1 protein-coding gene and 1 pseudogene are annotated in these 1,728 nt (G+C 43.1%); both read left to right on the forward strand.

The features are described from left to right. Positions 1-71 precede the first annotated feature (71 nt). Positions 72-761 carry a helix-turn-helix domain-containing protein gene (locus tag WFI24_RS34130; RefSeq protein ID WP_076209648.1) on the forward strand — a complete coding sequence of 230 codons (690 nt, stop codon included), beginning with the start codon at positions 72-74 and terminating at the stop codon, positions 759-761. A gap of 14 nt (positions 762-775) precedes the next feature. Beyond that, positions 776-1,636: pseudogene (locus WFI24_RS34135) on the forward strand (IS3 family transposase); the annotation flags it as partial. Positions 1,637-1,728 lie beyond the last annotated feature (92 nt).

A 1,728-nucleotide genomic window follows, 5' to 3' on the forward strand; every position in this document is an offset into this window, starting at 1 on the left:
TGATATGCTCCCATCACAGTAGACAGTAGAAAAAACAAAACTCTACTTCTACCATGATGGGAGTTTTTGTAATGTCCAAAAGAAGCCCGGTTTCATATGAAATCAAGATTCAGGTTGTAAGGCGTTGCCTGCAACATGAATCCAACCCCAACCATGAGGCAAAGCAACTGGGGGTCCATAAAAACACGGTTACCGATTGGATAAGAAAATACAAGGTAGATGGAGAAGAAGGATTAAGAGAATCGAGGGGATGGAAATCTTACTCCAAGGAGCTAAAGCTATCTGCCATTCAAGATGTACGCTCTGGCGAATACTCTGTACGAGCGGTGGTGAAAAAGTACCATATTTCGAGTAAATCTGTGTTAGAGAGCTGGATTTCCAAGTATACTGAAGGGGTGAAAATGAAACCAACTCGGAAAAGGATTGGATCCCCTCATATGAATAAAGGACGGAAAACGACTTACGAGGAACGTATTGAAATTGTACAATTCGCCATCGCCCATGATTTAGATTACCAGAAAGCCATCGACAAGTACGGTGTCTCTTACCAGCAAGTGTACGCATGGGTTCGTAAATATCAAGCGAGTGGTCATGAAGCTTTAAAAGACCTCCGAGGTCGTAAAAAGCCGCTAGAAGAGCTAGACGAACAGGAACGGCTAAAGCTTCGGATCAAGGAACTCGAGGCACGAAATGAGCATTTAGAAATGGAGAATGCACTCGCAAAAAAGTTGGCAGAGATCCGGCGAAGAAATACACGTTAACCTTTGTTCGACATGCAGACATCTATCAAGCGATTACAGAGCTGCATGCCGAGAAAGGGTATGCGGTCACCAAGCTCTGTGAGCTAGCAGGAATCGCCCGATCTGCCTATTATAAGTGGCTGAAATGGATACCATCCGACAGGGAACTTGAAAATCTTGCACTAGCCAAGGAAGTCAAACTTCGCTATGACAAACGAAACGGGATACTCGGTTATCGCCAAATGCGTACTCAGTTGAATCGTAAGCTTAAAAAAAGGTACAACCGTAAACGGTATTACCGCATCATGCGAGCCCTTGAATTAAAGGCAGTGATTCGCAAAAAGCGGCCCAATTACGTGAAAGCTCCAACCCTTCATATCGCTGAGAATGTCATGAACCGAAAATTCCAAGCGGAGGTCGCCAACCAAAAGTGGTGCACCGATGTAACAGAGTTGAAATATGGAAATGGCCGTAAGGCCTATCTGAGTGCCATTATTGACGGTTATGACAACTCTATTGTTTCATGGGTGCTCAGCCACTCCAATAACAATGAGCTTGTCATGAACACGGTAAAGAAAGCTTATAAAAGAAACCCGAATGCTACGCCGCTCTTGCACAGTGATCGCGGCTTTCAATATACTTCGCTGGAATACAAACAACTTCAAAAGAGATACAAGTTTACAAAAAGTATGTCTCGTGTAAGCCGGTGTTTGGACAACCAACCCATTGAACGATTCTGGGGTACCTTTAAAGCAGAAAGCTTTTATCTGGAGAAGCACGATACGTATGACAGTCTCCTTCGTAGCGTAAGAACGTATATCCATTATTACAATAATTTTCGATACACGGAACGACTAAACGGCTTATCCCCAAACGAATATCGACGAGCAGTTTAATTAAGAAAATAATCCCCTCAATATAACCGAGGGGATATTGAATACTAATGATTTTGTTTTTTTAGTCTGTCTACTTGACAGGGAGCACTTCA

The organism is Paenibacillus sp. USHLN196 (genome assembly GCF_037144955.1).
GTDB classification, from domain to species: domain Bacteria; phylum Bacillota; class Bacilli; order Paenibacillales; family Paenibacillaceae; genus Paenibacillus; species Paenibacillus xylanexedens_C.

Excerpts from the sequence above, each read along its gene's own strand:
- WFI24_RS34130 (WP_076209648.1), top strand. The coding sequence starts at position 72 with ATGTCCAAAAGAAGCCCGGTTTCATATGAAATCAAGATTCAGGTTGTA.